General features: G+C 72.5%; 1 protein-coding gene. It reads right to left on the bottom strand.

What is annotated here, in order from left to right; genetic code table 11:
- On the bottom strand, positions 1 to 4,809 hold a 4,809-nt coding region (locus tag CQZ88_RS27810), incomplete at both ends, for a non-ribosomal peptide synthetase (protein WP_219727541.1).

The following is a 4,809-nucleotide window of genomic DNA, read 5'->3' as shown; positions in this document are numbered from 1 at the left end:
GAACACCGTCCGCAGGTTCGGGTACCGGTCGAGCAGCGCCTGCGCCGCGCCGCGCAGCCGCTGCGGATCGACCACGCCGTCGAGGTCGAGCACGGCCTGGATCGTGTAGACGTCCACGCTGGATTCGTCCATGAGGGCGTGGAACAGCAGGCCCGACTGCAGCGGGGACAGCGGCCATACGTCGGTCGCCGACGGGAAGCGCGCCTCCCACGCCTCGAGGTCCTGCTGGGTCACCGACACGAGCGGCACGTCCGACGGGGTCAGGCCGCCGGCGCCGGGCTCGCTCGCGTACCGGGCCAGCGCCGCGAGCGCGTCCACCCAGTAGGCGGCGAGGGACTCGACCTCGTCCGGGCCGAGAAGGCCGGTCGGGAAGGCGAATCCGGCCGCGAGCTGCGGTCCGTCCGCACCGTCGGACACGATCGCGTTGATGTCGACGACGGCGTTGGCGGGCATGTCCGCGTCGAGGGCGGCGTCGACCCCACCGAGCGCGTCCGTCGGAACCCAGCCGATCGCGGCGAGTTCCTCGGGCACGTCCGCGGCGGACACCCGGCCGAGGTAGTTGAAGCTCACCTGCGGCTGGGTGGTGTATGCGGACAAGATCTGCGAGCCGACCGGATCGAGGTGGCGCAGCAGGCCGTAGCCCATGCCCTTGTCCGGGATCGCCAGGAGCTGTTCCTTGACGGCCTTGACGGCGGATCCCATGGCGGTGCCGCCGGCGAAGGCGTCGTCGACGTCGATGCCGGTCAGGTCCACCCGCACGGGATGCGCGCTGGTGAACCAGCCGACGGTGCGGGACAGGTCCGCACCCGGCACGACCGACTCCTCGCGGCCGTGACCCTCGAACTTCAGCAGCGCGGACGTCGCGTCGACGCCGCGGTCGCGCCGCCACCGGGTCAGCGCCAGGCCGAGCGCGGCGATGAGCCCGTCGTTGACGCTGCCGTGGAACAGCGCGGGCACCGCGGTCAGCAGCGCCTCGGTGTCGGCCGCGGGGATGTTCACGTCGAGACGCTGCACGGTCGACGCGACGTCGACCGCCGGGTCGAACGCGCGGCCGCCGAGCAGCGGGTCCAGCCCGTCGAGCACCGACCGCCACAGCTCCAGCTCCGCCCGGCGTTCGGGCGCGCGCGCGGCGTCCACCAGACCGTGGGCCCAGCGGCGCAGCGACGTGCCGACCGGCGGCAGCGCGACGTCCTGTCCCGCCGCCACCTGGCCCCACGCGACGGCGAGGTCGGGCAGCAGGATTCGCCAGGAGACGCCGTCGACCACGAGATGGTGGGCGACGACGAGCAGCACGCCGGGGCGTTCGCCGGGTCCGAAGTCGAACCACACGAACCGCAGCACCCGTCCCTCGGTGGGCGCGAGCCGGTCGAGCGCGGCGTCGAGCTCGCGCGACGCGACCGCGGTGAGCGCGGCGGCGTCGATGTCGGCGGGCACCTCGACGCGGGTGACGAGTTCGTCGGCGTCGACCGTGTCCGCGGCACGCACCCGCAGCACGGGGGCGCCGTCGGCGTCGTGCTCGAGGATCGACCGCAGCGCGTCGTGGTGGTCGACGACGGCGCCGATGGTGCGCACCAGCACGTCCCGGTCGATGTCCTTGGGCAGCGTCACCGCCACGGACTGGGAGAAGCGGTCGAACCCGCCACCCCAGCCGAGCACCTCGCGCATGATCGGCGTGAGCGGCACCTCGCCGACGCCGCCGCCGGGCAGTTCCTTCAGACCGCCGGGGCCCTCGCCCGCGGTGGTGCGGGTCGCGACCTCGGCGAGACCGGCGACCGACCGGCGCTCGAACACGTCACGCGGCGTGAACACGACGCCGCGGGCCTTGGCGCGCGAGACCAGCTGGATGGAGACGATGCTGTCGCCCCCGAGCGCGAAGAACGACTCATCGACGCCGACCCGGTCGAGGCGCAGCACCTCGGCGAACACCTCGGCGATGATCTCCTCGAGATCATTGCTCGCGGCCCGGAATTCGCGCTCCTCGAGCTCCGGTTCGGGCAGCGCGTCGCGATCGAGCTTGCCGACGGGGGTCAGCGGGATCTTGTCGAGCACGACGAGCGCGGAGGGCACCATGTGCGCCGGCAGCGAGCGGCCGACGAACTCGGTCAGCGCGGCGGTGTCGATCGTCGCGCCCGCCTTCGGCAGCACGTAGGAGACGAGCACGGTGCCGCCGGAGGGCGTCGTGCGGCCCAGCGTGGCCGCGAACTCCACGGTCTCGTGGGACGTCAGCGCCGAGTCGATCTCGCCGAGTTCGATGCGGAAACCGCGCACCTTGACCTGGAAGTCGCTGCGCCCGACGAACTCGAGTTCGAGCCGGTCGTCGTCCATGACGCGCCAGCGCACCATGTCGCCGGTGCGGTACATCCGCCCGCCGTCCGCCGTGAACGGATCGGCGACGAACCGTTCCGAGGTGAGCACCGTGCGCCGGTGGTAGCCGCGGGCGAGGGCGGCACCCGACAGGTACAGCTCACCCGCGACACCCACGGGGACGGGCCGCAACCGCGAGTCGAGAACGAGGGCGGTCGTGCCGCGCACGGGGCCGCCGATCGTGATCGGATCCCCGGGCCGCACGTGCGCATAGGTGGAGATGACCGTCGCCTCGGTCGGGCCGTAGCCGTTGAGCAGCGTGCGGCCGGGCGCCCACCGGTTCACCAGCTCCGGCGGCAGGGCCTCACCACCGACGACGACCACCTCGAGGCTGTCGAGGCCCTCGGGGTCGACGGTGCCGATCACCGCGGGGGTGATGATCGTGTGGGTGGGGCGTTCGGTGCGGAACAGTTCCGCGAGGTCGGGGCCGCCGATGATCGTCGACGGCACGACGACCAGCGTCGCGCCCTGGGAGAACGCCGCGATCCACTCCATCACCGACGGGTCGAAGCTCGGCGACATGATGTGCAGGAACCGCGAGCGGGACGTCAGGCCGTACAGGTCGATGATCGTGTCCAGCAGCCCACCGAGGCCGGTGTGGGTGACCACGACGCCCTTGGGCCGGCCCGTCGAACCCGACGTGTAGATCAGGTAGGCAGGGTGCTGCGGGCGCAGCGGCCGGACACGGTCGGCGTCGGTGATCGGTGCCGACGAGCGGGCCGCGACGTCCGGTGCGAGACCGGGATCGTCGACGACCAGCCACTCGGCGTCGTCGGGCAGGCCGGCCCGGTGTGCGGTTCCCGTGATACCCAGGGCCGCACGGGAATCGGAGAGCATGTAGCGCACGCGCTCCGGCGGGTACGACGGATCGACCGGCACGTGTGCGGCGCCGGCCTTCGCCACCGCCCACACCGCACGGACCATGTCGTAGGAGCGCGGGAACGCCACGGCGACGATGTTCTCGGGGCCTACGCCGCGCTCGACCAGCAGCCGCGCGAGCCGGGACGAGTCCTCGTCGAGCTCGCGGTAGGTGATCGACCGTCCCTCGTGCCGCACGGCGGTGGCGTCCGGGTCCAGGGCCGCACCGGCCGTGAGGAGGTCGGCGAGGGTTCCGCCGCTGACGACGTCGGTGCCGCGGACGTGGGTCAGCCGCTCGAGCTCGTGCGGCGCGAGCAGCGGCAGGTCACCGACGGGCAGGGCCGGGTCGGCCAACGCCGCGTCGAGGAGGTGCGCGAAGCGGGCGGCGAACCCCTCGACGGTGCCGGCGTCGAACAGGGACCGCGCGTAGGAGAACTCGGCGGAGATCCCGTCCGGTCCGCCCTCGGTGGTGGTGTGCTCCCGCAGGGTCAGTGCGAGGTCGAACTTGGCGCTGTCCACGTCGAACGGCACCGTGGACACACTCAGCTCGGGCAGCTCGAGTCCGGTCTCGGGGAGGTTCTCGAACGACATGGCGACCTGGAACAGCGGGTGCCGGGCCGTGGACCGCTCGGGGTTGAGGATCTCGACGAGCCGCTCGAACGGAAGATCCGCGTGGGCGAACGCCTCGAGATCGCTCTCGCGGATGTGCCCGAGATGCTCGGCGAACCCGGCGTCGGCGTCGATGTGGCTGCGCAGCACCAGGGTGTTGACGAACATGCCGATCATCTCGTCGAGTTCGGCCTCACCGCGGCCGGCGATCGGCGTGCCGATCGCGATGTCGTCGGCGGCGGACATGCGCGCGAGGAACACCGCGAGGGCGGTGTGCATGACCATGAACAGCGTCGTGCCGCTGCGCCGGGCGAGGTCGGCGGCCTGCCGGTGGGTGGCCGCGTCGATGCGGAACTCGACCGTGCCGCCCTCGAAGGCCTGCACCGACGGCCGCGGCCGGTCGGTGGGCAGGTTCAGCTCGTCGGGCAGGCCGGCGAGCGTCCGCTTCCAGTAGTCGGCCTGCGCGGAGACGAGGCTGTCCGGATCGTCCTCCGATCCCAGGACCTGCCGCTGCCACAGCGCGAAGTCCGCGTACTGCACCGGCAGCGGCGCCCGGTCCGGTTCGTGCCCCGCCGCGCGCGCGACGTAGGCGATCATCACGTCCCGCGTCAGCGGTGCCATGGACCAGCCGTCGGCACTGATGTGGTGCGCGACGAACACCAGCACATGGTCGTCGCCGGCGATCCGGAAGAGCTTGGCGCGCAGGGGGATCTCTTCGGTGACGTCGAAGCCGGCGGAGACCACCTCGGTGACCCGGGCGACGAGGTCGGCCTCGGAGACCGGTTCGGGCGTGAGATCGGGTGCGGCCTCGGCGACCGGGAGGACCACCTGGAAGGCGTGCCCGTCGGACTCCGGGTAGACGGTGCGCAGCACCTCGTGCCGGGCGACGACGTCGCGCACCGCGGCCCGCATGGCGTCCACGTCGAGCGTTCCGGTCAGCCGGACCGCCACCGGGATGTTGTTGACCGCCGACCCGGT

It is taken from the genome of Rhodococcus sp. ENV425 (assembly GCF_002887785.1).
Lineage (GTDB): Bacteria > Actinomycetota > Actinomycetes > Mycobacteriales > Mycobacteriaceae > Rhodococcus > Rhodococcus aetherivorans.
Note: the sequence above shows the minus strand (reverse complement) of the source record. Positions and strands in the feature narration are given on the sequence as shown.